This is a genomic window from Micromonospora sp. NPDC050417, assembly GCF_044458865.1.
Lineage (GTDB): Bacteria > Actinomycetota > Actinomycetes > Mycobacteriales > Micromonosporaceae > Micromonospora_G.
Genome location: NZ_JBITIH010000004.1, coordinates 234,057 through 258,527, shown reverse-complemented (window position 1 = coordinate 258,527; position 24,471 = coordinate 234,057). Strand labels below are relative to the sequence as shown.

Sequence of the window (24,471 nt, the reverse complement as noted above, 5' to 3'; positions counted from 1 at the left end):
ACGGCCCGAGGTGGGCCCACCCCGATGCTGGCAAGGGCTGGCGCGATCAACAGCCGTCGACGGGGCGGGTCACATGAAGCAGGGCATAGCGCTGTCCTCCCGAGTCCGCCGGGTGGTGTCGATCGTGTGGTGGGTGATGTTGGGCGAGTGGACCTCGACGGCGTTGAGGCGAGTGGCCAACAGCGCGGCACCGACGGGACCCAGCGTCGGTACGCAGGAGGCGTCGTGGGTCAGGTGCTGACCCAGGATCAGGTTGTTCTTGCGGACCTCGAAGCCGTAGCTCGGGAACAGATCGGTGGTGTAGGTGACGTTCAGGTCGGTGCCACCAAACCGCGCGGTGAGGATCGCGTCGATCGGTGGGGTGAGAATCTGGGGGGTCAGCGGATTCTTCGTGGCCAGCGATATCCGCAGTGCGTCGTTGGCGGTGAGCGTGGCGCCGACCGTGGGGACTGCCGTACCGGTCTGGGTACAGGTGATCGCCTTTTCGTCCAGGTCGGTGTACCGGGCGATCCGGTGCGTCGGTGGCGCCTTGACCGCCGGGTCGCCGACGCGGGTCAGCGTCCTGCCGTCCCAGTCGACCACCATGGCGATCTGGCCTCGGACGCTGCCGGCGTAGGACTGGTGATTGTCGCCAGCGAAGCGCGAGGTGAGATAGGCCTGCCGGAACGGCCGATTGGGGCAGTACTGGCGCAGGTTGACCGCCTCCCCGTCGAACTGGTGTTCCGGGTCGACGATCTCGTCCTGAGGAATCCAAGCGCGGACCGTGACCGTGTATCGGTCGACGATGTTGATCGTCGGTCCGCTCCACAGCGTGATGTTGCCGTGGTCATCACGGACCTGCAACGACGGGGCGTAGTGGCCGGGTTTGCGGTAGGTGTGGCCGATCGTGGCGCGGTTGGTGTAGGGCTGCTCGCCGCTCCCCTCCTCGTCGCCGAAGAGCCAACGGAACCACAGCCGGCCGCCCTCGGGGTCGTACGATCCGCTCGCGTCAAAGCCGACCCGCAGGGGTGAGCCACCCTGGAGGGCACCGCTGACAGTGACCGCGGCCACCGGAGGTTCGTTTGGCGCCTGCTCGTGCCCGGGCAGCGGGATGGGCCCGGAAAGGAATCGCGGCCCGGAGTCGTCGGAGCCGTGGACGAACAGCATGACCACCAGACTCTCGGTGCCCTGATCGTCGCCCAGCGTCGTTGTTTCCCCGTCAGGAAGCCCGGTCACGAACGGCAGTTCCATGGGAACGGTGACCTCCCCCTGGCCATCGGTGCCCTCGTTCCACGTGGCGATGGTGGTGTCGCCGCACTCCGGCGATACGCGCGCCGGTGCCGCCTCCCAAACCCGGATCGAATACACCGCACCGGTACTCACGCCGCCGTTGGTCATCAGCACCGTGACGTCGATGCCGCTCGCCGTCTCGGTCACCGTCACCGTGCCGGCGGACACGTCGCTCTGGGGCGTGCCGTCGCAGGACGGAAACGGCTGGTTCCAATCGACCGCGTTCAGGGCGGCGCTGGCCGAGGCCGCCGACGCGGGACTCGGTACGACCACAACAGACGCGACAGCCGTCACGACGGCGAGAACAACGGCCCCGACTCTCATCCCCACGCTCCCCAGCGACAGGCACTCCACACGGCCCGGTAGCCGAAGGATAGGAAGGCCGTGCCACACACGGGTTCGGGCCGTCCAGCTACATCGATGGATCAGTCGTGACGGGCTCGGGCCCTGTGGTCTGCTGTTCTGTTTCCGTATCGACATCTCGATGAGAAGCCGACAGGTGCATTGAGGACCTGTGAGCCCTGCCGCCGAGGCTGACGTCGCGGGTGTGCATGAGAGCCAACGGTTTGGTGGCCTCCCGCCACCTATCGGATGGTGATGGACGTTTCGGCGAGGAGCTGCTCGACGCGGGTACGGATCTCGTCGCGAATCAGGCGTACGGCGTGGATGTCCTGGCCGGCGGGGTCGTCGAGCTGCCAGTCGAGGTAGCGCTTGCCGGGAAAGACGGGGCAGACGTCGCCGCAGCCCATGGTGATGAGGACGTCGGAGGATTCGGCGGTGGTGTAGTCGAGCAGGCGTGGGGTGTTGGCGGTGATGTCGATGCCAACTTCCCGCATGGCCTCAACGGCGACGGGGTTCACCTGGTCGGCTGGCTCACTACCGGCGGAGCGGACCTCGACGGTGTCGCCGGCGAGGTGGCGGAGCCAACCGGCGGCCATCTGGGAGCGGCCGGCGTTGTGTACGCACACGAACAGGACGCTGGGCTTGTTCATGACTGTTGTCTTCCTTTGGTTTCAGGATGTCCGGTTGGCAGTGCCGGTCGCGGGGTTGCTGACCGAGGGGTGCGTGACGAGCACCTCGTCGTCGGTGTGAACAACGTGGGGATACAGGGCGAGGAGCAGCGCGACGCCGAGGAGAAGTCCGCCGAGCTGGGCGAGGACGTACCCGGGCACCGACGTGGGATTGATGCCGGCGAAGGTGTCGGTGAACGCCCGGCCGAGGGTGACGGCTGGGTTGGCGAACGAGGTTGACGAGGTGAACCAGTAGGCGGCGCCGATGTAGGCGCCGACCGCTGCTGGCGCGGCGGTGGAGCGTCCGGAGCGGGCGAGGGCGAACACCAGCAGGACGAGCCCGGCGGTGGCGACCGCCTCGGCGAGCCACAGGTGCCCGGCGGACCGCTCCTTGTTCGACCATTCGACGGGGGGTAGCGCGAACATCAGGTTGGCCAGGATCGTGCCGCCGATGGCGCCCGTGCTCTGGGCGGCGATGTAACCGGCCAGTTCCCTGGTGCTGAGGCCGGTGTGGGTGCGGCGTCCGAGGAACCAGTCGGCGGCGGATACGACGGGGTTGAAGTGCGCACCGGACACCGGGCCGAAGATCAGGATGAGTGCGCCCAGGGCGAGGGCGGTCGCGACGGAGTTCTCCAGCAGCTGCAGGCCGACCTCGTGGGGCGACAGGGTGTTCGCCATGATTCCGGAGCCGACGACGGCGGTGACGAGCAGCGCGGTGCCGACGAATTCGGCGAGGAGTCGCCGCCAGGGTGCTTCGGTCGTCATCAGGGCGGTACTCCGGTTCTGGGAGTCGGTGGGCTGATCTGGCGGACCCGATGGTGGGACCACCGCCATGGGAGGTACCGGGTTCGGAGCCGCCGGACCAGGCGACCGCGCGGTCGCCGGCCAGGTGAGTGAAGAAGCCGAGGGCCATCTGGCTGCGGCCGGCGTTGTGGGTGCACAGGAACAGGACGACCGGCCGGCTGTCGCGGTGAGGTCCTTCTCCCCGGGCCAGGGCGTGCAGGCGTTGGCGGGCGAACCGTTCGGCGACCAGGTCAGCCATCGGAGGCTCCGGGTTCGAGGGCGGGCGCGAGGCGGTCGACACGTCCGGCGAGATCGGCGAAGGCGGCCTCGAACGCGGCGTCAGTGTCGGCGGGTGCGGGCACGGACCAGTGCAGCCGCGGTCGGGCGGTCTCGGTGAGGTCTTCGTGGGCGTTGTCGCAGACCGCGATGACCAGGTCGCCGTCGCGTACGACATCGGCGACGTGCGCGGTCCCGGTCGGGTTGAGCGTCAGGCCGTGTCGGCTCGCGACCTTGATCGCGCGGGGGTGCACGCGTGGGGCCGGTCGGGTGCCGGCGGAGGCGGCCGGGGTGCGGGCGCGCCGTGTCCAGAGGGCGGCGGCGAGCTGGGAGCGCGCGGAGTTGTGGGTGCAGACGAACACGACCCGGGGCACGTCCGTCAGCGGCGGCGGCGTCAACACCGCGAGGGCCTCGGGTTCCAGACGCAGGTAGGTGCGGCGCCGGTCGCCCTCGGAGCGGGTCCGTACGACGAGGCCGGCGTCCTGGAGCACCTTCAGGTGGTGCGCGACGAGATTCGTGGGCAGGTCCAGGCTGCGGGCGATCTCGCCGGGGGAGGTGTCGCCGACGGTGAGCGTGTCCACGATCGCGAGGCGGGCCGGCTCGCCCAGGGCGGCGTGGATGCGAGCCCGCGACTGCAACAAAGAAGACTCAGTGTTCATTGAGTCAATGCTGGCTGATCTACCTTGGTTCGGTCAAGCCGTGGTGGCGATGGGCCGAGGGTTGGTGGCTCCTACGCGGGTGCGGGCGCCTCGGTCGCGAGGAGGCTCGCGAGTTGCCGCATGATGCCGGGCCGCGCCCGGTAGTAGACCCAGGTGCCGCGCCGTTCGGCGTCGACCAGGCCGGTCTCCCGCAGGGTCTTCAGGTGATGCGAGATCGTGGGGCCGGTCAGATCGAAGGCCGGGGTGAGGTCGCACACGCAGATCTCTCCGGAGGGCGCCGAGGCGATCATCGACATCAACTGGAGCCGTACCGGATCGCCTAGGGCCTTGAATGCGGGGGCGAGTGCGGCGGCGGCCTCGGCCGGGATCCGCTGCTCGCTTATGGGTGCGCAGCAGGGGCCGCCGGCGTTGAGGTCGGAGAGGTTGGGGGGCGCCGGCTGTTTCGACATTCCTCTAGGTTGACAGGTATCGAAACAGCATGCAACTCTCTGATTTGAGCAACGTCGAGACAGCAGCCCGCCCGGTAGGGCCAGAGGCCAGTCCGACCTCTTATTTTGAGAAGTGTCGAGACAAGGAGTTCGGAATGAGCAGCAGCAATCCTGAGACCCTGCCGGTTGCGGTGATCGGCGCCGGACCGGTTGGTCTGGCCGCCGCCGCGCACCTCGCCGAACGCGGCCTGGACTTCGTCGTCCTGGAAGCCGGTCGACACGCGGCCGCGTCTGTCGCCCAGTGGCGGCACGTCCGGATGTTCAGCCCATGGCGGTACGACATCGACGCCGCCGCCCGACGGCTTCTCGACGCCGCCGGTTGGACCGCACCCGACCCGGAACTACTGCCGACCGGCGCGGCACTCGTCGACGCATACCTGCGACCGCTGGCGAAGCTGCCGGCGATCGCCCCCCGTCTGCGCTACGGCGCCCGGGTCGTCGCGATCAGCCGGGTCGGCGTCGACCGGGTCCGCTCCCGAGGCCGGGAAGGCGCCCCGTTCGTCATCCGGCTCGCCGATGGGGCGGAGATCCTCGCCCGCGCGGTGATCGACGCCTCCGGCACCTGGACCATGCCGAACGTCCTCGGCGCCAACGGGCTACCGGCGCATGGCGAGACCGACCTTCCCGGTGTGATCGAGCAGGCGCTGCCGGACGTGCTCGGAGCGGACCGCGACCGCTTCGCCGGCACCCGGGTCCTTGTCGTCGGCGCCGGACACTCAGCCGCGAACACCCTGCTGAACCTCGCCGACCTCGCCGCCGCAGAACCGGGCACGACCGTGTACTGGGCGATCCGCGCCGCGAACGCGTCCCGGGCCTACGGCGGCGGCGACAACGACGCGCTGCCCGCCCGGGGAGCCCTCGGCACCCGACTACTCGCGCACGTCGAGGCGGGCCGGATAAGGCTGCTCACCGGGTTCTCCACGCACACCCTCCGTGCCACGGAAGGCGAAGATGGGGTGGAGGTGGTGGCCCTCGACGGTGCTGGGGGTCGACGAGCGGTGACGGTGGACCGGATCGTGTCCGCCACCGGGTTCCGCCCCGACCACACGATCAGCTCCGAGTTGCGCCTGGACCTCGACCCGATCGTGGAGTCACCCCGTACGCTCGCCCCGCTGATCGACCCGAACCAGCACTCCTGCGGCACCGTTCCACCGCACGGTGTCGACGACCTGGCCCATCCCGAGCCCGGCTTCTACATCGTCGGTGTGAAGAGCTACGGCCGCGCACCGACCTTTCTCCTGGCCACCGGCTACGAACAGGTTCGTTCCGTCGTCGCGGCCCTCGCCGGTGACTGGGAGGCCGCCCGGGACGTACGACTGCAACTGCCGGAGACCGGGGTCTGCTCCAGCGACCTGGCCTCCGCCGACGACCCCACCACGGCACGATCGGGTGGCTGCTGTGGACCCGCCCCGGTCGGCGAACCCGCCGGGCGGGGGCTGGTCACCGGGATCACCGGCGGGCTGCTGGCCACCGCGCCGAGAAAGACACTAGGTTCCTAGGAAGCTGTAGCGGGAGGGCATTCGATTGTTCGGCGTTGTACGGGATTGATTGATCGGTGCCGCCACCAGCGGCGATCAACGTCGCTGTTCCGTAGGAATGGACGGCGGGACGGCACTCAACCCACCCCCGTCCCAGAGGAGTGGAAGTCATGATGCTGCGCAGAGCGTTCGGAGCGCTGCTGGCGTTGCTGACCTTCGGCACGGTGCTGGTCGTCACGGCGGCACCGTCGCAGGCGGCGGTCTCCTGCTCCGGCACGGTGACCTACAGCTACGCGTACCCGCCGAGCAACCCGGTCGCCGAGCTGGTCATCTACTACAACAGCACCAATGGTGGCACGAACAGCGCCTGCATGTACCACCGTGGCGCGGCGTACGGCTCCTCGGCGCGGACCTCCGTCCAGATCGCTCGGTGCGCGGAGACCTCCGGCACCGGCTCGTGCACCGCCACCGCGGTGTCGTCCAAGGACAACGACGACTACCTGTACTATGCCGGGCCGCGTGGCGTGACCGGCACGGTGAACAACTGCGTCGACGCGTACGGCGAGATGGACTGGGCCGGCACCACCTACTGGATCCACTCCGGTCGCCAGGGCTGTTGAGTTCGGTGACGCCTGACCGGTGGCCCGGTGGGATCCGTCCCGCCGGGCCACCGGTGGCGGCCGTTCCCGTACCCCTGTCTCAGGGGTAGAGGCAGGCGGTACGGCGGGCCGCGAGCCGCTGGTCGGCGGCGAGCGGCAGGGCCTCGGCGGCGCTGGAGCCGTCGGCGCGGGCCATGCGCACGTCGAGTACGTCGGTCGGCGCGCCGCCGCCGAGACAGGCCACCGCGGCCACCGGGATCTCCGCGGTCGGTCCGGTGTGCACGGGAAGGTGGTCGAGGCTCCAGTTGAGGTCGAACGGTGGGGTGGCCGTGCCGGTCATCCCGATCTGGTGCCAGCGGCGCTCGTCCGGCAGTGCGGGGTCGGCCGCGTAGTAGGCGGCGAAGCCCACGATCTCCAGGTGGGTGCCGGTCGCGCTCAGTCGCCACCGGCCCGGGCCGGTCACATCGGGGGCGATCGCGATGGCGATCGCGGCCGGTCCGGGTCGGTCGCCCGCGCAGCGGGACGGTTCCAGACCGACGGGCGGATTGCCGTGCACCACTCCAGAGGCGATCAGCCCGCCGTCGGCGAGGGTGAACCAACGGATGTCCGGCGTCTGGGAGGTGGAGTCGGTGATCCTCTCACCCAGGCAGTAGCCGGTGAGCCCGATCACGCAACCGGGCGGGATGGTGTACAGGATTCCCATGTCGCGGCGGGGTTCGCTGCGGACGTGCACGCCGCCGCCGTACGTGACGGCGGTGAAGGCGGCGTCCGTGGTGGTCGTCGGGCAGGCCGGCGTGGTCGTCGGGGCGGCGGTCACCGTGGCCCCCCTGGTTGTCCACCTCTGCTGGGTCATCGGCACCACGGCAGCCGTGCCGGCGAGAGCGGCGACCGCCACCGCCGCCAGAGTCACTTGTCGACGGAGTTTCCGGTGCCGCAGGTTGCTGACGGGACGGTCGTGTGTCGTCTCCGCGTCGCCGTCGGTGCCGGTCGGCCCGCCCGGAGTCGGGGTGGGCGAACCCTCGGCAGCCGTCGTGGTGGTTGGCCTCGCGGGGGCGGTGGTTGGCCTCGCGGGGGCGGTGGCTGGCCTCGCGGGGGCGGTGGCAACCGGTTCGGCCAGCGCCGGGTCGGATGTTTCGGCCCGTACCGGCTCGGGTGTTTCGGCCGTCACCGGGTCAGCGGGTGCGCTGGCCGAACTGGCGGGCCGCAGTTCCTCGTCCAGTTCGAGCCAGCGCTGCCGCCACCGGGCGGTGTCCCCGCCGCAGGCCCCGACGTACGCGAGCACCACGTCGAGGCTGGGTTGCCGGATTCCGCTGGCGGCGGCGGAGAGTGTCGAGGCGCTGTAGCCAGCGACCTCGGCCAACCGCCGGTAGGTGGGGCTGCCCGCTTCGACGCGTAACTTCCGTAGCTCGTAGGCAAAGGACGACAACGGTCCAGTCGTCGGATCTACGGGCCGCTCGTGCCGAGCCATGCCGCTCCCTCGTCCCGATGGAGCCCTGGAGCGGAGGGTTGCCGCAGCACAGGGCCTATTTTCCCCGGTTAGTCAGCCAAAGTAGAGAAATTATATTGAATTCCTCGATGGGTGGATGATGGCTACCGGTGTGCGGCGGCTGGCGCGGGACTGACGCAGCGACGATCAGCCGTTGAACGTCGCCGGGTGTGGCCCGGTACGCAGATCCCGCTCCAGCGAACTGATCGCGTCGATCTCGGAGGCAGTCAGCTCGAAGTCGAAGACGCCGATGTTTTCCTTGATCCGGTCCGGGGTGACCGACTTCGGGATGACGATCCGGTCCTGCTGGAGGTGCCAGCGGAGGACGACCTGGGCGCAGGTGCGGCCGTGTGCCGCCGCGACCTCGGTCACCACGGGGTCGGTCAGCACCGCCGCCCGCGCCAGTGGGCTCCACGCCTCGGTGGCGATGCCGAGCCGCTGGTTCGCGGCTTCGATCTCGCGCTGTTGCAGGGCCGGGTGCAGCTCGATCTGGTTGACGGCGGGTACGACACCGCCGAGGTCGATGATCCGGTCGAGGTGTTCGGGGAGGAAGTTCGAGACTCCGATGGCGCGTACCCGCCCGTCACGGTGGAGCGTCTCCATCGCCCGCCAGCTGTCGACGTAGCGGTCGGCGGCAGGGGCGGGCCAGTGGATGAGGTACAGGTCGAGGTAGTCCAGACCCAGCTTGCCCATGCTGGTGTCGAAGGCGGTCAGGGTGCTGTCGTACCCCTGGTCGCTGTTCCAGAGCTTCGTGGTGACGAAGAGTTCGGCGCGCGGGATGCCGGACTCCTCGATCGCCTGGCGTACGCCCTGCTCGTTGCCGTACGCGGCGGCGGTGTCGATGCTGCGGTAGCCGGCCGACAGGGCCGCCGAGACGGCTGCGGCGGTCTCCGCGTTCGGCACCTGGAAGACGCCGAAGCCGAGCTGCGGCATGGTGACGCCGTTGTTGAGGGTGATCGTGGGTTGGTGGGTCGACATGCGTGGGTCCTTCCGATGTGGATGGTGTGGGGTCGGTGGTTCGGGGAGGTGCTTCAGACGGCCGGCGCCGGCACTGGTGGCGGGGCGTCGGCCGGGACCGTGCCGGGTTGCCGGTTCGGGGCGGCGCGACCAGCGACGACCATGACGAACAGGGCGGCGGCGGTGATAGCGGCACCGGCCCAGATGGGGGAGGTGTAGCCGAGGCCGGCGGAGATGGTCAGGCCACCGATCCAGGCGCCGAACGCGTTGCCGAGGTTGAAGGCGGCGATGTTGGCGCTCGACGCGAGTGTCGGCGCGTGCGCGGCGTGGCTCATCACCCGGGTCTGTAGTCCGGGCACGGTGGCGAAGCCGAACGCTCCCATGAGCAGCAGCGAGAGGTAGGTGGCCGGCTGGCTGCGCGCGGTGAGGGCGAAGAGGACCAGGACGACGACCAGGCCGGCCAGGACGGCGATCAGGGTGCGGTCGACGGAGCGGTCGGCGAACCGGCCGCCGACGATGTTGCCGAGGAAGAGGCCACCGCCGAAGAGGATCAGCAGCCAGGGCACCGCCGCGCTGGGGAAGCCGCTGACCCCGGTGAGGGTGTAGGCGATGTAGGTGAACGCGCCGAACATTCCGCCGAAGCCGAGCACGGTGGTCAGAAGTGAGAGCCAGACCTGGCCCGAGCGGAAGGCGCCGAGTTCGTACGCCAGGCTGCCGGGCTGGCTCGCGTCGCGTGGTACGCGTACCAGGGTGGCGATGCCGAGCAGGGCGACCACGCCGACGATGGTGATCGCCCAGAAGGTGGAGCGCCAGCCGAGTTGCTGACCCAGCAGGGTGCCGAGCGGTACGCCGAGCACGTTGGCGGTGGTCAGGCCGGTGAACATGATCGCCACGGCGCCCGCTTTCCGGTGGGGTGCCACCATTCCGGCGGCGACGACCGAGCCGATGCCGAAGAAGGCGCCGTGGCAGAGGGCCGCGACGATCCGTCCGGTGAGCATGAGCCCGTAGTCGGGGGCGATCGCCGACAGCAGGTTGCCGGCGATGAAGAGGACGAGGAGGGCGAGCAGGACGGCCTTGCGGGGCAGTCGGGTGGTGGCGGCGGTGAGCGCGAGTGCCCCGACCACGACGCCGAGTGCGTATCCGGTGATGAGCCAGCCCGCCGCGGCCTCCGAGACACCGAAGGTGGTGGCGACCTCGGGTAGCAGGCCGGCGATCACGAACTCGGTCAGTCCGATGCCGAAGCCGCCGAGGGCGAGGGCGATGAGTCCGAGCGGCATGTATCTCTCTCCGTCTGTGCGTCAGCCGTTACGACGCGTACGCTGGTACTTGCACACGCCAGGTTTCTAGTTGTACACGCCGATAGGAAGCGTACGCAACTATTACCGCCCGGGAGGCGAGATGGGGATCGGCGACGACGCCGTCGAGGTACGCGCACAGGGCTGGCGGACCCTTGCCGCGCTGCACGGGCTCATCGAGACGACGCTCGAACGCGCGCTCATCCGAGCGGTCGAACTCTCGGTGGTCGAGTACACCGTGCTGGATGCCCTGGCCAGGCAGGACGGCTGGCACATGCGTATGCAGCAACTGGCCCGCGCCGCCGCGCTCAGCCCCAGCGCGACCACCCGACTCGTCAACCGGCTGGAGGAGCGCGGACTGCTGACCCGGATCCTCTGCGCGGACGACCGGCGGGGGATCTACACCGAACTCACTCCGGCCGGGCGCGACTTCCTGGAACGCGCGCGGCCGGTACATGACGCCGCACTCGTCGATGCCCTTCGGGACGCGGAGGGCGTACCCGAGTTGCGGGAACTCGCTGGCACGGTGCAGCGCCGGGTGCCCGCTCCCGGTCGCTAGCCGACCGGCCCGACCCGGCGCCGGGCCGGTCCGTGCCCGGCCGGGCCGGAAACCCGGAAAGCGTGGCTCCGACGAGCGGTAGCCACGCTTTCCGTAGGGCGTTCGGGACGGCGGTTACTTCGGAGGAGTTTCGGACTTGGGGGTGCCGCCGCGGGGCGGGGCCGACCAGGGGCTCTCGCTCTCGCTGCGACGCGGTAGCGGGGTCGGCGCGGTGGTGACGGGCGTCAGCGTCGGTGCCGGTGGGTCCGGGTAGCCGAGGGTGGGTGGAGCGGTGTCCCGGTCGACCGGGTCCGGCTGCAGCGCCGACCAGTCGGTGCGGGTGAACGGCTCGGTGTCGGCGCCGTCCGTGGTCTTCGATGCCGTCGCCGTCGCCGCTGCGGTCGGCGATGCCGGCCAGCGCCGCCAGCGTTGCCCGCTGAAGACCGCGATCACCAGCAGGGCACCGACAAAGAAGAGGGTTCCGTTCTCCACCGGCTGGAGCAGTGGCAGTGGATCACCGAAGACCTTCCAGTTCGCCGGCACCGTGTCACGTACCCAGAAGGGGTTCGCGAAGAGTCCGACGTACGGGGTGATCAGTGCCAGTCCGGCGATCAGCGGGCCGAGCGGTGAGAAGCGCAGGGTGCCGAGCAGGCCGAGCAGGATGCCGACGACCGCGAGGTAGACCGAGGGCTCGATCAGGTTCGCTGTGTTGTAGTTGCCGATTTCCAGCCAGCGGGTGACTGTGCGGGTCGACCCGTCCTGACCGAGCGTGATCAGAACCCAGGCCAACGGTGCCGCCACCACTCCGGCGAGGAAGCTCCAGAGATGTCGCATTGGCGCACCGTACCGGTTCCCGTCTTGGCGAGCGGAGTACGCCCGGCTGCCGGGAAAAAGCATTCAAGGTCCGTGATGGCGGGGTCGCGCTACGTGCCCGGATCTGCCCTTGTCTGATGGTGATCTTCCTGGGGTGCCCCGAGATGGGTGCCTCGGCCAAGTTCCGGAACCGACAAGGCATTGACTCCTGTCGTCCCGAGGGTGAAAGTTGGGCCAATAAGAGAGCGCTCTCACATGTTCGACACCCTCGCGTAACCGAGCCGAATCAGGTCTCGGTTACGCCAGTCCAAGGAGGAACGAATGGATGGGGCCGTATCGCTGCCCGACGTCCAGCGCCGCCGGCTGACCCGGTGGCGCCTGATCGTCGTGTTGAGCGCCCTCGTGGCACTACTCAGCGCGTACGTGGCAATCTCCGCAGACCGGGCCGGTGCGGCCGAACCACCGCTGTCCCAGGGGCGCCCGGCGACCGCGTCCTCGGTCGAGTCGGCGGCCATGCCCGCCTCCGCGGCGGTCGACGGCAATGCCGGCACACGCTGGTCCAGTGCCTTCAGTGACGCCCAGTGGTTGCAGGTCGACCTCGGCTCCAGCCAGGCGATCAACCGGGTCGACCTGGTCTGGGAGGGCGCCTACGCCCGCGCCTTCCAGATCCAGGTGTCGGCCAACGGCACCACCTGGACCTCGGTCTACTCGACCACCACCGGGACCGGCGGCACCCAGTCGCTGACCGTTTCCGGCACCGGCCGCTACGTCCGGATGCTCGCCACCGCGCGCGGCACCGGGTACGGCTACTCGCTCTGGGAGTTCCAGGTCTTCGGCCCCACCACCCCCACGGCTTGCGGCACCACCAACGCGGCACTCAACCGCCCGACCACCGCCTCCTCGGCCGAGGCCGTCGGCACCCCGGCGAGCGCGGCGACGGACGGCAGCGCCACCACCCGGTGGGGCAGCGCCTTCAGCGACCCGCAGTGGCTCCAGGTCGACCTCGGTTCCAGTCAGTCGATCTGTGGCGTGACCCTGAACTGGGAGGCCGCCTACGCCACCGCGTACCAGATTCAGGTCTCGGCGACCGGGACCACGCCGTGGACCACGATCTACTCGACCACGACCAGCACCGGCGGGGTGCAGACCCTGACGGTCTCCGGCACCGGCCGCTACATCCGGGTGTACGGCACCGCGCGTGCCACCGCGTACGGCCACTCGCTCTGGGAGTTCCAGGTCCGTACCGGTAGCGGCGGCACCCCGCCGACCACGCCCCCGACCACCCCGCCGACGACTCCGCCTCCGACGACTCCGCCCACGACGCCGCCGCCGACCACCACCCCGCCGCCCGGGGGCGTGCGGTTGCTCTCGTACGGTAAGCCGGCAGTCGCCTCGTCCGACCAGAACGACGTCAACTGCTACGGCTGCACCCCGGGCAAGGCGTTCGACAACGACCCGGCGAGCCGATGGGCGACCAGTTCCACCACCGGCTGGGTCGACCCCGGCTGGATCTACGTCGACCTCGGCGCCACCGCCACCATCTCGCAGGTCGTACTCCAGTGGGACCCGGCCTTCGGTCGGGCGTACCAGATCCAGGTCTCGCCGAACGCGACCACCTGGACCACGATCTACTCCACCACCACCGGCGCGGGCTTCAAGGAGACGATCAACCTCAACGGCACCGGTCGCTACGTCCGGATGTACGGCACCGCCCGGGGCACCGCGTACGGCTACTCGCTCTGGGAGTTCAAGGTCTACGGCACCGGTGGTGCGCCGATCACACCTCCGGCGCAGCCGGCCGACCCGACCTTCCCGGCGACCCGGCTCGTCTGGAGCGACGAGTTCAACGGCGCCGCCGGCACCAAGCCGGACCCCGCCAAGTGGACCATCGACCCGGGCACCGGGCAGAACAACGAGATCCAGTACTACACGAACAACAACAACGCGAACATGGACGGCAACGGCTCACTGGTGATCGAGGCCCGGCGGGAAACCGCCGGCGGACGTGACTACACCTCGCACCGGATGAACACCGGGGGCAAGTTCACCGTCCAGTACGGGCGGATCGAGGCCCGGGTCAAGGTGCCGAAGGGCAACGGGCTCTGGCCGGCGTTCTGGATGATGGGCGCCGACTTCCTCACCGGGCGCCCGTGGCCGTACAACGGCGAAATCGACATCATGGAGGTGCTCGGCCGCAACACCCTGGAGGGCTACTCGACGCTGCACGCGCCGGCCTACAACGGCGGTGGCGGGTACGGGCAGAGGTACACCACCCCCGGCAACGCCGACCTGTCACTGGACTACCACGTCTGGTCGGCCGAATGGGACAGCCGGGGGATCACCTTCAAGTTGGACGGCACCACCGTCTTCTACGCCAGCAAGGAGACCGTGGAGTCGACCCGTGGCCCGTGGGTCTTCGACCACCCGTTCTACATCATCCTGAACCTGGCGGTCGGCGGCGACTTCCCGGGACCGGTGGACGGCACCACCCCGTTCCCGTCCCGGATGCTCGTCGACTACGTCCGGGTCTACCAGTAACGCCCGTCGCCGGTAGCCGATGCTGCCGGTGACGATCCCCCGACGGGTGGACGGCCACGGAGACGTAGGTCATCCACCCGTCGGTCCCGGTGCCGGGCGGGTCGGCGGGACCGTACCGTCTGGGGCATGACCGAGCCGACGACGTCCCCGATGGTGGGCAAGCCGACTTCGTACTCCCGGGTGACGCTGAGCCGGATCATGACCGCGGTGGACGTCAACCTGTACGGCACCGTGCACGGCGGGGTGCTGATGAAGTTCGTGGACGACGTGGCCGGCGCGGCGGGCGCCCGGCACAGCGGCGGTACGGCGGTCACCGCCGCGATCGACGAGATCGTCTTCTCCGAGCCGGTCCGTGTGGGGGACCTGGTGCACGCACACGCACAGGTCAACTGGACGGGGAGCACCTCGATGGAGGTCGGGGTCAAGGTGGTCGCCGAGCGCTGGGACAGCGCCGAGGACCAGCCGCTGCGGGTGGTCACCGCGTACCTCGTCTTTGTCGCCGTCGACGTGTCCGGCAACCCGCGCGAGGTACGTCCGGTGCTGCCGGAGACCGTCGACGACGAGCGTCGGTGGCGGGAGGCGGAGATCCGTCGGGCCCACCGGCTGGCAAAACGGAACGCGATCCAGGCCAACCGCGCCGCCGGCTGAGCGCGGGCAGTGCGTCATGGGGCGCTGCCACGTTGGTGATGAAAAGGGATTATTGGCGTCTAATCCTGGTCGGTATCCGGATCAGCACCGTTCCCGGACATGCCGGTTATGACGTTTCCCGAATGGATGGAATGGATGCTTGGTGGAATGCGCACCGAGCGAGCGGCAACTGTTCGGCGACAGGTACCGATTGGGCGCTGACGGCGCAGCCCTGCTATCCCGATCGGCGTGGTCTCGACTATGGTTTCCCGAGTCTGCTGCGCTCCGCGCCCCATTGGTGACCTCCGGCATCGGTGCCAGTAATGATTTTCCGACCCTCACTGGGAGCTGAACCCGTTGGAAAGCGCGACCCCTGGCCGGGAGCTGGACTCGTTGGAGAGCCCGACCCCCCGGGTCCCACCGCTCGAAGCGCCGTTCGCCCTGGTGGTTGGCGGCCGGCGCGGGTGCACTCGTGCTCCTCGTTCCGGTCGGGCTGCGTCTTCTGCCGGTGGAGCGCAACGGTGCGGAGGCGGTGTCCCAGTGGGAGGGCGCCGCCGTCTCGCCCGTGGCCGGTGCTGCCCTGCCTGAGAGCGGCGGGCCGACGCCGACGCCGACGCCGACGCCGACGCCGACGGTCTCACCGAGTGGCTCCCCGTCCGCGACACCGTCCGCCTCCCCGACGAAGTCGGGCGGGAAGACGCCGAGTGGATCGCCCAGCGCCAAGCCGAGCCAGCCGCTGTCGCCGCTCGGGGTGCGACCGACGACGGTCAAGCTCGACATCCAGGGATGGTGGGGTTGGAGCATCGTCAACCGGCGTACCGGCCAGATCTCCGGGTCCGCCAACATGGGCGAGACGAGCACCACCGCGTCGTTGATCAAGTCGTGGGTAACTGCCGATTATCTGCGTCGTGCGGACGCTGACGGGGTCACTCCAACCGACGCGAAACTTGCCGATCTCACCAAGATCATTCGGGACAGTGACAACGCCAGGACGGAGGCGCTCTACACCGAGATCGGTCGAGTTGAGTCGATCAAGCGTGCCCTCTCGATCTGCAAGCTCACCGACAGCAGTCCGTCGCCCGACGGTGGCTGGAGCCGTACCGCTCTCTCGCCCCGGGACACCGCCCGGCTTGGCGTCTGCATCGCCGACGGGCGGGCCGCCGGTGACACGTGGACGAAGTGGCTGCTCAACGAGATGCGCCTGGTACGCGGATACGGTGACTTCGGCATCAGGAAGGCATTTCCGGCACCGCAGCGCAACACGATCGCGATCAAGAACGGCTGGATCGATCGCCCCGAAGAGGGGGTGTACCACGTCAGTTGTCTGGCGATCTCGGGCGACTGGACGATGGGAGTGATGGTCCGTTATCCGCTCGCGCTGGGCTGGGACTACGGCCCGGAAAGCTGTCAGCGGATCGCCGAACAGCTCCGCGCGCCGGCCTGACCCGTCAGGCCGGCCTGGCGTCGGGACCGGCCGCCCCGCCCGAGGTCTTCCGCCAGGTGCGGAGCGCGTCGGAGACGACGACGCCGAGCAGGGTCCCGCTGCTGACAACCGTGACCAGGACCGGTGGCAGGTTCACCGTGGTCAGTCCGACCAGCGGCAGCAACGGCACCCAGACCAGCCGGGACCACGAGACGGTGCGGAAGACGACCGATTCGAAGACCGTTCGGCCGATCAGGAAGAGCATCGGTCCGCCGAAGATCACATAGATCCAGCCACTCGGGGTCGTGCCCTCGGGATGCGTGATGACCAGGTCGAACCCGGCGGCGCTACAGACGATGCCGAGCACCATGAGCAGGTGGGTGAAGGGCGCACAACGGGTGGCCCGGCCCGGGCTCCGAAGCGCCATCCGGAGAAAGGCGTCGCTCCGGAAGACGTAGATCTGCCAGAGCAGCAGCGTGGTCACCAGGGCCAGCGTGAACGCGCCGACGCGACCGACGGTGAAGTCGCTGTTCCCCATCCGCAGGGTGGGAACCAGCACGAGGTCGCCGAGCGCGAGGATGACGAACTGCTGGTAGCGCTCGCCGAGGTGCACGCTGGCCTTGCGGTACTGCGCCACCGGTACGCGGCCGATCCGCGGGGTGGGGTACCGGAACCCCGCCGACACGTAGTCGATCGTGATCGCCAGTGCCCAGAGGCCGAGGCGGATTCCGTCGTCGGCGAAGATGCCGCCGACCCAGAAGAACCCCGAGACGACGAACCAGAACAGGAAGCGGGCGGCCCGAATCTGGGCCGTGTGCCCTCGCAGGACGGTCATCAACACGATTCCCCGGCCGACGTGCATGGCCACGTACGCGCCCGCGAAGACCGCACCGATCTCGGAGAAGGCATGCGGCACCGCGGCGGCCAGCAGGATGGTGCCGAGCATCTTGCCGGCGATCATCGCCTGGATCGGGAGCCGCTCCGGGTTGTAGAAGTCGGTCAGCAGTGCGGTGATCGACCAGGTCCACCAGATCGCCATGAGGAGCACGAGTAGCTGTAACGCCCCGACCGGGTTGAGGTCCCCGGCGAGCCGTACCGACGACAGGGCGAGCGCGGCGACGTACGCCACGTCGAAGAGCAACTCCAGCAGGGTGGCCCGCTCCGGCGCGTCGGAACTCCGGACCAGCGTGCCCCGACCCTTGTTCGGCATCGGTCAGCCTTCCCTGACCGGGTGCTGTGGCCCACGGAGGACCACACCGGTCAGGGCAACGGAGGAGCGGGCCATACCTGCTCAAGGTATGCAATACGGGCACCGCTCGTGCCCGTACAGGGGAAATTGCCGGCGGGCGGGAAGAGGGTCAGCGCGGAGCGCAGTGGCCGGTCTCGTACACCCAGAGCCGGGCGTTGCCGGCGACGACGTATTCGCGGTAGTCGACCGTACGGACCAGGCGCCAGTTCGGCTCGGACTGCGGCGAGGAGGCGACGGCGAAGCAGGGCGGGTTCTTGGCGAACTTGTTGCTGTACCAGTTGAGCCGGACCGCCCCCTTCGGGGCGTACTCCACCCCGCCGGGCGAGTAGTAGCCGGACCACTCGAATCCGGCATCGATCTCCGCCGCCGGCACGCCCTGCGCCACCAACCGCTCGCCGGCGTGCCACCGGGCCGCGTCGAGCGCCGACCCGTACGCGGTGACGAACAGTGACAAGCCAGCCAGGAACGTACCCGCCACGACCCCGGCCAGCACCCCGGCCCGGCCGAGCGGGAGTCCCCGCCGTACCCGGTCTCCCGCCCCGCTCGACTCGGTCGCACCGGTCGCTTCTTCCCGCCCGGCGAGGACGATCAGCAGCAGGACCGGCACCAGCACGATCAGGTAGCGCCCGAACACCGTCTGCCCCGCTGCCCTGGTTCCCAGCAACCCGGCCACGGTGAAGAGGGCGAACCAGCGCAGCAGCGGGGGCAGGCGCCGGCCCCGTTCCACCACCAGGCCGGCCAGGAGTGCGCCCGACACCATGGCGAGCAGTACGAGCACCCGGAGTACGGAATCGCCGATCATCGAGCGTTCGCCCCTGAACACCGCCGGGTACGGACCCGACGGCAGAAGGTAGTCGCTCATCAGGAAGCCGCCCAGGTGGTAGTCGTGCCAGACCAGCAGGGCGAGCGCGCCGGTGCCGGCGGAGACCAGCAACGCGGCCGGACGCCACCGCCAGGGGCGGGCGACCGCGAGCACGGCCGGTGCCACCGCTATCGCCAGCAGGAAGTACCCCCGGATCCCGACATCCAGGACGTCCGGCAGGACCGGGCCGTCGGGCAGTGGTGCCGGCGGGTCGTCGCCGGTCAGTGACCGCCGCCACCCCTCGAACGCGAGTAGTCCGATGCCGAACGCCGCACCGAGGGCGAGGACCGACCAGCGCCACGACAGCGCGCCCCGCCGGACGGGGGTGGGGGAGATGGTGAGTGCGGCGAGCAGGACCGCGACCGGCGCGGCGAGGACCTGCTCGCGGATGGCCACTCCCCAGAGCCCTACCGCCAGCGCCCCGGCCAACAGCGGCAACGACGAGCCGGTGAGGGCGCGACGCCCCAGGGCGAGGCAGCCGAGCGTGGCGGCCAGTGCCGGCACGTCGCTCATGAACGAGGTGCCCAGCAGGCCGAGTTCCGGCCAGACCGCCAGTACCAGTGCGGCGGCCGAGGCGGGAAGTCGACCGATCGTGGGGGCGAGCAGGTCGTAGCAGGCCAGTATCGCGACGCCGGCCAGCAATGCGACGAAGAGCTGCTGTGCGGTGATCGAGGCCGCCAGCGGTCCGAGTACGACGATCTGGCCGACGAGCGCGGACCGGTTCCAGCCCAGTAGGTGGATCTCTCCGGTTCGGCCGAACTCCTGCGCGATCCGGCTGTACGACCAGGCGTCGTTGTGCGGGATGGAGATGCTGCCGGAGACGACGGCGAGTACGACCGGCGCAATGACAATGATCAACAGTGCGAGGCCGAGGAGAATGCGCGGCGCGTTGATCTCCCAGCGGCTGGGCCGCCGTGTCGGCTCGGGCTGCTCGATCTTGTCGAGTATGACGGTGTCGCCGGTCAACCGTTCCGGACTCGATATCTCCGGGGCCATTGCGCCACTCCACGGTCTCCGGGCCGACAGAAGCTGGTCACGCCAGCTCGCTCACCCGTGCACGGTACGCGTTGTCGACGACGATTCCACCACCGGCTCCCGTACCGATTCCCGGGCGTATTCCACGGGTACGGCCGTGACCCGGGCAGCAGGTCACGGCCGTACCCGTGCGGGGTGGATCGTCAGGGCTGCTGGGTCGGGCGGAACGACTGGGCGGCGGAGCCGTTGCAGGTGTACTGCACCAACTGCACGCTGTTGGCGGTGGAGGCGCCCGGCACGTCCAGGCACTTGCCGCTGAGCCGGTTGACCAGCCGGTAGTAGCCACCGGTCTCGGGGACCGCCTGCCACTGCTGGTTGTTGCCGCCGCCGTACGTCCAGAGCTGGATCGGCGCGTTGTCGGCGGTGGAGACGTTGGTGACGTCGAGCGACCGGGCGCTGTTGCCGCGGTTGTTGACCCGGGCGAAGCCACCACTGGTCGGCTGGAACTGGAACTGCTGGGCGTTGCTGTTGTTGCAGGTGTACTGCTGGATCACGGTGCCGTTCGTGGTGCCGGCGGCGCGGCTGTCGACACACTTGCCGTTGCCCCGGTTCACCAGCGTGTACCAGGCGGTCGGCGAGATCGGGCTCGTCGGAGGTTGCGGCGTGCCACCGCCCCCGCCGAGCCAGAGCAGTCCGTCGACGAGGAAGCGGTTCTGGATCTCGCTGGCGAAGGTGGACGACAGCGGGGTGTTGGTGTCGTAGTTCATGGCGTTGTGACCGAAGTTCGCGTACAGCATCTTGTAGTTCTTGTTCGTCCAGATGATCGGGTAGTAACCGCTGTACCAGGTCTGGTTCGGGTCGGTGCCGAGCGGGAAGCTGCTCGGGTCGACCGAGGCGAGAATGTCGATGTTCGGATTGTTGCGCAGGTCGTTGTTCCAGCTGTACCACTCGCTCACCGACGACGTGAAGGTCGACGGCAGACGTACGGTCGACGGGTGCGTCTGGTTCTGCACGCGCAGGACGGCGGTGGTCGGTCCCCAGGTGTTGTTCCGGAACGCTCCGCTGCCGAGGAACTGGTTGTGGTACCAGTCCCAGCCGCCCGGATTGTCGGTGTACGCGGAGACGTGGAAGCCGAGCCACGCGCCACCGTTCTGCATGTACTGCTGGAACGCCGGGCGCTGCGCCGCCGGCGGCAGGTCGTCCAGGAAGAGCACCACCTGATACTGGGCCAGGTTTCCGGTGTTGAGCTGGCTCCAGTCGTTGGTCGAGGTGTAGGAGAAGTTGTTCTGCGCGGCGATCTGCGGGAACCACTGGTTCGCTTCCCGGACGAAGCTGATGTGTGCCGGGTCCCAGTTGCCGTTGTAGAAGGCGATGACCTTGAAGGCGGGGGCCGCCGCGGCGGCCTTCGTACTGCCGATCGCGGGACTGGACGAGACGCAGATCAGCGCCAGCAGGAGTGCGAGGAGTCGGACCGTTCTTCTGGTCGCGGGGGTACGCGTGTCGACATTCATGACGGGGGTCCTTTCGGATCGCCCGGCTGGTCGGGGGTGACCAGGGCGGTGCCGAGCGATCGATCACACGCTATGGCTGCCGTGGATCGGGTGTCAACGTGCGACGTACGGGCGGGAATCGGTCATCCGATATGCGGACAAATCCCCTGTCCTGAGCGCCGGAGAAAGTGGTCCGTGGGTGTCCCACATCAGTGGGGCCAAAACATGTGGTCGGGCCACGCGTCGGTGGGGGTGGGCGGTGCGCAGAATGGGCGCCTGGCGTACGGCAGGATGGCGGCTGGGTCACACCACGGCGTTGTGGCAGGCCCGGGGAGGGGAGGACCATGGTTGACGTGCTCTGGACGCCGCCGGCAGATGTCCGCGAGACCACACGGATCGGCGACTACCTGCACTGGTTGCGGGAACGGCGCGGCCTCGACTTCGCCGACTACTCCGCGCTCTGGGAGTGGTCGGTCACCGACCTCGACGGTTTCTGGCGCTCCATCTGGGACTACTTCGAGGTCATCGCGCACACCCCACCCACCACCACGCTGCACGGCGACCAGATGCCGGGGGTCGCCTGGTTCCCCGGCGCCACCCTCAACTACGCCGAGCACGTGCTGCGGATGCCGGGCCTCGCCGACGACGCCCCGGTGGTGCTCGCGCGCAGCCAGACCCGTCCGCCGGTCACCCTCACCGCCGCCGAGCTGCGCGACCAGGTACGCCGGGTCCGGTCAGGACTGCGCCGGCTCGGGGTGACCCGGGGCGACCGGGTGGCCGCGTACGCGCCGAACATCCCCGAGACGTTCGTGCTGATGCTCGCCACCACCAGCCTCGGTGCGATCTTCTCCTCCTGCGCGCCCGAATTCGGCACCCGCAGCGTCACCGACCGCTGGCAGCAGATCGAGCCGAAGGTCCTGGTGGCGGTCGACGGTTACCGGTACGGCGACAAGCCGGTCGACCGGCGGGCCGAGGTGGCCGCGATCCGGGCCGCGCTGCCGTCGCTCGTCCACACCGTGGTCCTGGACTACCTGCACCCGCAGGGTGCTGCGGCGGAGGCCGCCGCCGGAGTGCTCAACTGGACGGACCTGGCGGCCGAGACCGACGAGCCGCTCGCCTTCGACCCGGTGCCGTTCGACCACCCGCTCTACGTGCTCTACTCCTCCGGCACCACCGGCCTGCCCAAACCGATCGTGCACGGGCACGGCGGCATCCTGCTCGAACACCTCAAGATGCTCGCCCTGCACCACGACCTCGGCCCGGCGGACCGGTTCTTCTGGTTCACCACCACCGGCTGGATGATGTGGAACTTCCTCGTCTCCGGGCCGGCGGTCGGTGCCGCGATCGTGCTCTACGACGGCAACCCTGCGGTACGGGCCGAACCGGGTGGTCCCGCCGAGCCCGACCTCGGTGCCCTCTGGCGGATGGCGGAGGAGACCGGCACCACCTACTTCGGCACCTCCGCGCCGTTCCTACTGGCGAATCGGAAGGCGGGTGTACGACCCGGCCGGATCGCCGACCTGCGCCGGTTGCGTGGCCTCGGCTCGACCGGTGCCCCGCTTCCCGTCGAGGGATTCACCTGGGTGTACGAGGAGGTCGGCACCGACCTTCAACTCCAGTCGCTCTCCGGTGGCACCGACGTCTGCACCGGCTTCGTCGGCGGTGTCCCGCTGCTGCCGGTGTACGCCGGTGAGATCGCCTGCCGGGCGCTGGGGGCCAGGGTGGAGGCGCGGTCGGCCGACGGCGAACCGGTCCGGGGCGAACTCGGCGAACTGGTGATCACCGCCCCGATGCCGAGCATGCCGGTCGGCTTCTGGAACGACCCCGACGGTCACCGCTACCGGGAGGCGTACTTCGACCACTACCCGGGGGTGTGGCGGCACGGCGACTGGATCACCATCAACGAGCGTGGCGGGTGTGTGATCACCGGCCGCTCCGACGCCACGCTGAACCGGGGCGGCGTACGTCTCGGCACCGCCGAGTTCTACTCCGTGGTCGAGGGGTTGGACGAGGTCACCGATTCGGTCGTGGTGCACCTGGAGGACAACGAGGGTGGCGCTGGCGAGCTGCTGCTCTTCGTCGTCCTCGCCGACGGTCTCGAACTCGACCAGGCGTTGCACGCGAAGATCGCCCGTGAGCTGCGTACCGCCCTGTCGCCCCGGCACGTACCGGACGAGATCCACCAGGTCCGGGCGGTGCCCCGTACCCTCTCCGCGAAGAAGCTTGAGGTGCCGGTCAAGAAGATCCTCACCGGTACGCCGGTGGCGTCGGCCGCGGCGACCGGGGCGCTGGCCAATCCCGAGTCCCTGCTCGCGTTCGAACTCTTCGCCAAGGGGCGGGCGGACGGCTGACCGGCAGGCCGGCCACCCGACCCGGGTGGCCGGCGCAGTCGGTCCGTACGACCGACAACGTGAACCCGGGGCGAGTGCGTCTCATTATCCGTGGGCACCTACCTACGGCTGACCATCACCGACACCACCGACCCGGCCACCGGCGGTGAGGCACTCGACCCGTTCACCCGGGTGGTCCGTACCGCCTGGTGCCACCTGCCGGCCGACTGGGTGGTGGACGGGACGCTGCCGTCCGGGCGGCGGGCCGCGCTCGTCGACGGTGTGGTCGGCGCCGCGTGGAGCCCCTACCGGGCGCGGGTCGTCGTCCTGCGGGTCCAGGCGACCGTCCTCACCCCGGCGCAGGCGCGCGGCCGACCGTGGCTCGACGACATCGCCGGGTTCTACCGGTGCGGCCCCGACGGTGTGCTGCGCGAGGTGGTGCCCGCCGAACTGTGAGCGGTGCGGGGTCGTGCCCGCCGAACTGTGAGCGGTGCGGGGTCGGCGGCACTCAGGAGAGGTCGAGGGTGACCCGTTCCGCCGTCACCCGGTCGGCCAGCCGGGACCGGTCCAGCGCGCCGCAGAGCACCACGGTGGCGCCGGCGGACAACGGGGCGAGCAGCCAGTCCACCGGGTCCGGGTGGGTGGCGGCGTTGACCAGCACCCGGGCACCGGCGGTGAGCCCGAGCGCCGAGGCGCGCTTGGCGGCGAGCGCGGTCAGCCCGGCGTCCTGCGGCCCACCCGCCGGAGCGGGCGTGTGGTGGTCACCGTGGCCGCGTACCTCCACCACGTAGTCGGCGAAGCCCGGCGGGACCGTACGCAGTGGCATGGCCATCGGCGCGAGCGACAGCGCGTACCGTTCGTCGGCCGGCCAGGCAGACGAGGACTCCAGTTGGGCAGCCGCGACGAAGAGCACGTCGACCGGGCGGGGCGGCTCGACACCTCCCGCCGGGTCGCCGGACGGTCCCGCGCCGGGTACGGCGAGCCCGGCACCGTACACCGCCAACCCGGCCGACCAGCACCCGAGCAGTACGGCGGCGGACTGCCAGTGCGGCGGCAGCAGGACCGCCGCGCGGTCGCCCGGCGCCAGTCCGGCCGAGTCGACGAGCAGGTTGCCGGTCTTCGCCACCCAGTTGGCAAGCGTCGCACCGGACAGCTCGGTGCGGTCGCCGGTCGAGTCGTCGTACCAGGTCAGCAACGGTCTGGTCGGGTCGGCGGCGACCGCCGACGCGAACATCCGCGCGATCGTGTCGGCCGTGGTTTTGTCCGTCATCGCCACTGAGGATAGCGTTCCGGGTCGGCGCGGGGACCGGCCGCCGACGTGACTGA

At 69.7% G+C, this 24,471-nt stretch carries 21 protein-coding genes; 8 read left to right on the top strand and 13 right to left on the bottom strand.

Annotated elements, in window-relative coordinates; genetic code table 11:
* Positions 1 to 69: 69 nt before the first annotated feature.
* The 5 genes from ACIBF5_RS08050 to ACIBF5_RS08030 form a co-directional block, all read right to left on the bottom strand.
* Positions 70 to 1,593 carry a PKD domain-containing protein gene (locus ACIBF5_RS08050; RefSeq protein WP_396809286.1) on the bottom strand — a complete coding sequence of 508 codons (1,524 nt, stop codon included), beginning with the start codon at positions 1,591 to 1,593 and terminating at the stop codon, positions 70 to 72.
* A 260-nt stretch (positions 1,594 to 1,853) separates the two neighbouring features.
* On the bottom strand, positions 1,854 to 2,261 hold the full coding sequence (locus tag ACIBF5_RS08045; protein ID WP_396809284.1) for an arsenate reductase ArsC: 408 nt from the start codon (positions 2,259 to 2,261) through the stop codon (positions 1,854 to 1,856).
* Positions 2,262 to 2,282: 21 nt separating this feature from the next.
* The gene (locus tag ACIBF5_RS08040; RefSeq protein WP_396809282.1) at positions 2,283 to 3,044 is read right to left on the bottom strand and encodes an MIP/aquaporin family protein; all 762 of its coding nucleotides are present in this window, start codon (positions 3,042 to 3,044) and stop codon (positions 2,283 to 2,285) included.
* A gap of 269 nt (positions 3,045 to 3,313) precedes the next feature.
* Entirely contained in the window at positions 3,314 to 3,997 is a 684-nt protein-coding gene (locus tag ACIBF5_RS08035; RefSeq protein WP_396809281.1) for a helix-turn-helix domain-containing protein, read from the bottom strand.
* A 71-nt stretch (positions 3,998 to 4,068) separates the two neighbouring features.
* Positions 4,069 to 4,446: an ArsR/SmtB family transcription factor gene (locus tag ACIBF5_RS08030; RefSeq protein ID WP_396809279.1), complete on the bottom strand. Its 378-nt coding sequence runs from the start codon at positions 4,444 to 4,446 to the stop codon at positions 4,069 to 4,071.
* A gap of 134 nt (positions 4,447 to 4,580) precedes the next feature.
* Between ACIBF5_RS08030 and ACIBF5_RS08025 the strand changes: the two genes are divergently transcribed.
* Together ACIBF5_RS08025 and ACIBF5_RS08020 are read left to right on the top strand one after the other, a co-directional pair.
* A complete protein-coding gene (locus tag ACIBF5_RS08025; RefSeq protein ID WP_396809277.1) occupies positions 4,581 to 5,984 on the top strand; it encodes an FAD-dependent oxidoreductase in 1,404 nt (467 codons plus the stop codon).
* A 149-nt stretch (positions 5,985 to 6,133) separates the two neighbouring features.
* Positions 6,134 to 6,583: a hypothetical protein gene (locus ACIBF5_RS08020; RefSeq protein ID WP_396809275.1), complete on the top strand. Its 450-nt coding sequence runs from the start codon at positions 6,134 to 6,136 to the stop codon at positions 6,581 to 6,583.
* Between the two features lie 79 nt (positions 6,584 to 6,662).
* Here the strand turns inward: ACIBF5_RS08020 and ACIBF5_RS08015 are convergent, their stop codons facing one another.
* The 3 genes from ACIBF5_RS08015 to ACIBF5_RS08005 all read right to left on the bottom strand — a co-directional run bounded on the left by ACIBF5_RS08015 (position 6,663) and on the right by ACIBF5_RS08005 (position 10,282).
* On the bottom strand, positions 6,663 to 7,988 hold the full coding sequence (locus ACIBF5_RS08015) for a helix-turn-helix domain-containing protein (RefSeq protein WP_396809273.1): 1,326 nt from the start codon (positions 7,986 to 7,988) through the stop codon (positions 6,663 to 6,665).
* Between the two features lie 207 nt (positions 7,989 to 8,195).
* A complete protein-coding gene (locus ACIBF5_RS08010; RefSeq protein ID WP_396809271.1) occupies positions 8,196 to 9,026 on the bottom strand; it encodes an aldo/keto reductase in 831 nt (276 codons plus the stop codon).
* Positions 9,027 to 9,079: 53 nt separating this feature from the next.
* A complete protein-coding gene (locus ACIBF5_RS08005; RefSeq protein WP_396809269.1) occupies positions 9,080 to 10,282 on the bottom strand; it encodes an MFS transporter in 1,203 nt (400 codons plus the stop codon).
* Between the two features lie 121 nt (positions 10,283 to 10,403).
* Here ACIBF5_RS08005 and ACIBF5_RS08000 point away from each other — a divergent pair, with 121 nt between their 5' ends.
* Positions 10,404 to 10,859 (top strand): MarR family winged helix-turn-helix transcriptional regulator, encoded by a 456-nt coding sequence (locus tag ACIBF5_RS08000; protein WP_396809267.1) that lies wholly within the window; start codon positions 10,404 to 10,406, stop codon positions 10,857 to 10,859.
* 114 nt (positions 10,860 to 10,973) lie between these two features.
* Here ACIBF5_RS08000 and ACIBF5_RS07995 read toward each other — a convergent pair whose 3' ends face one another.
* The gene (locus ACIBF5_RS07995) at positions 10,974 to 11,672 is read right to left on the bottom strand and encodes a hypothetical protein (RefSeq protein ID WP_396809265.1); all 699 of its coding nucleotides are present in this window, start codon (positions 11,670 to 11,672) and stop codon (positions 10,974 to 10,976) included.
* A gap of 300 nt (positions 11,673 to 11,972) precedes the next feature.
* Here ACIBF5_RS07995 and ACIBF5_RS07990 point away from each other — a divergent pair, with 300 nt between their 5' ends.
* The 3 genes from ACIBF5_RS07990 to ACIBF5_RS07980 all read left to right on the top strand — a co-directional run bounded on the left by ACIBF5_RS07990 (position 11,973) and on the right by ACIBF5_RS07980 (position 16,260).
* Positions 11,973 to 14,189 carry a discoidin domain-containing protein gene (locus ACIBF5_RS07990; RefSeq protein ID WP_396809263.1) on the top strand — a complete coding sequence of 739 codons (2,217 nt, stop codon included), beginning with the start codon at positions 11,973 to 11,975 and terminating at the stop codon, positions 14,187 to 14,189.
* Positions 14,190 to 14,315: 126 nt separating this feature from the next.
* Positions 14,316 to 14,837 (top strand): acyl-CoA thioesterase, encoded by a 522-nt coding sequence (locus ACIBF5_RS07985; protein ID WP_396809261.1) that lies wholly within the window; start codon positions 14,316 to 14,318, stop codon positions 14,835 to 14,837.
* A 352-nt stretch (positions 14,838 to 15,189) separates the two neighbouring features.
* Entirely contained in the window at positions 15,190 to 16,260 is a 1,071-nt protein-coding gene (locus ACIBF5_RS07980; protein WP_396809418.1) for a hypothetical protein, read from the top strand.
* A gap of 4 nt (positions 16,261 to 16,264) precedes the next feature.
* On the opposite strand, the gene ACIBF5_RS07975 is transcribed toward ACIBF5_RS07980, so the two are convergent.
* From ACIBF5_RS07975 to ACIBF5_RS07965, 3 genes are all read right to left on the bottom strand, one after another.
* Complete coding sequence (locus ACIBF5_RS07975) at positions 16,265 to 17,449, bottom strand: low temperature requirement protein A (RefSeq protein WP_396809259.1); 1,185 nt, start codon at positions 17,447 to 17,449, stop codon at positions 16,265 to 16,267.
* Positions 17,450 to 17,597: 148 nt separating this feature from the next.
* Positions 17,598 to 19,346, bottom strand: a complete 1,749-nt coding sequence (locus ACIBF5_RS07970; RefSeq protein WP_396809257.1) for a hypothetical protein — start codon at positions 19,344 to 19,346, stop codon at positions 17,598 to 17,600.
* Between the two features lie 182 nt (positions 19,347 to 19,528).
* Entirely contained in the window at positions 19,529 to 20,836 is a 1,308-nt protein-coding gene (locus ACIBF5_RS07965) for an RICIN domain-containing protein (RefSeq protein ID WP_396809255.1), read from the bottom strand.
* 323 nt (positions 20,837 to 21,159) lie between these two features.
* Here ACIBF5_RS07965 and ACIBF5_RS07960 point away from each other — a divergent pair, with 323 nt between their 5' ends.
* Together ACIBF5_RS07960 and ACIBF5_RS07955 are read left to right on the top strand one after the other, a co-directional pair.
* On the top strand, positions 21,160 to 23,166 hold the full coding sequence (locus ACIBF5_RS07960; protein WP_396809253.1) for an acetoacetate--CoA ligase: 2,007 nt from the start codon (positions 21,160 to 21,162) through the stop codon (positions 23,164 to 23,166).
* Between the two features lie 90 nt (positions 23,167 to 23,256).
* On the top strand, positions 23,257 to 23,601 hold the full coding sequence (locus tag ACIBF5_RS07955; protein ID WP_396809251.1) for a hypothetical protein: 345 nt from the start codon (positions 23,257 to 23,259) through the stop codon (positions 23,599 to 23,601).
* A gap of 52 nt (positions 23,602 to 23,653) precedes the next feature.
* Here ACIBF5_RS07955 and ACIBF5_RS07950 read toward each other — a convergent pair whose 3' ends face one another.
* Positions 23,654 to 24,415, bottom strand: coding sequence for a TIGR03089 family protein (locus ACIBF5_RS07950; RefSeq protein WP_396809249.1), 762 nt, complete (start codon positions 24,413 to 24,415; stop codon positions 23,654 to 23,656).
* Positions 24,416 to 24,471 lie beyond the last annotated feature (56 nt).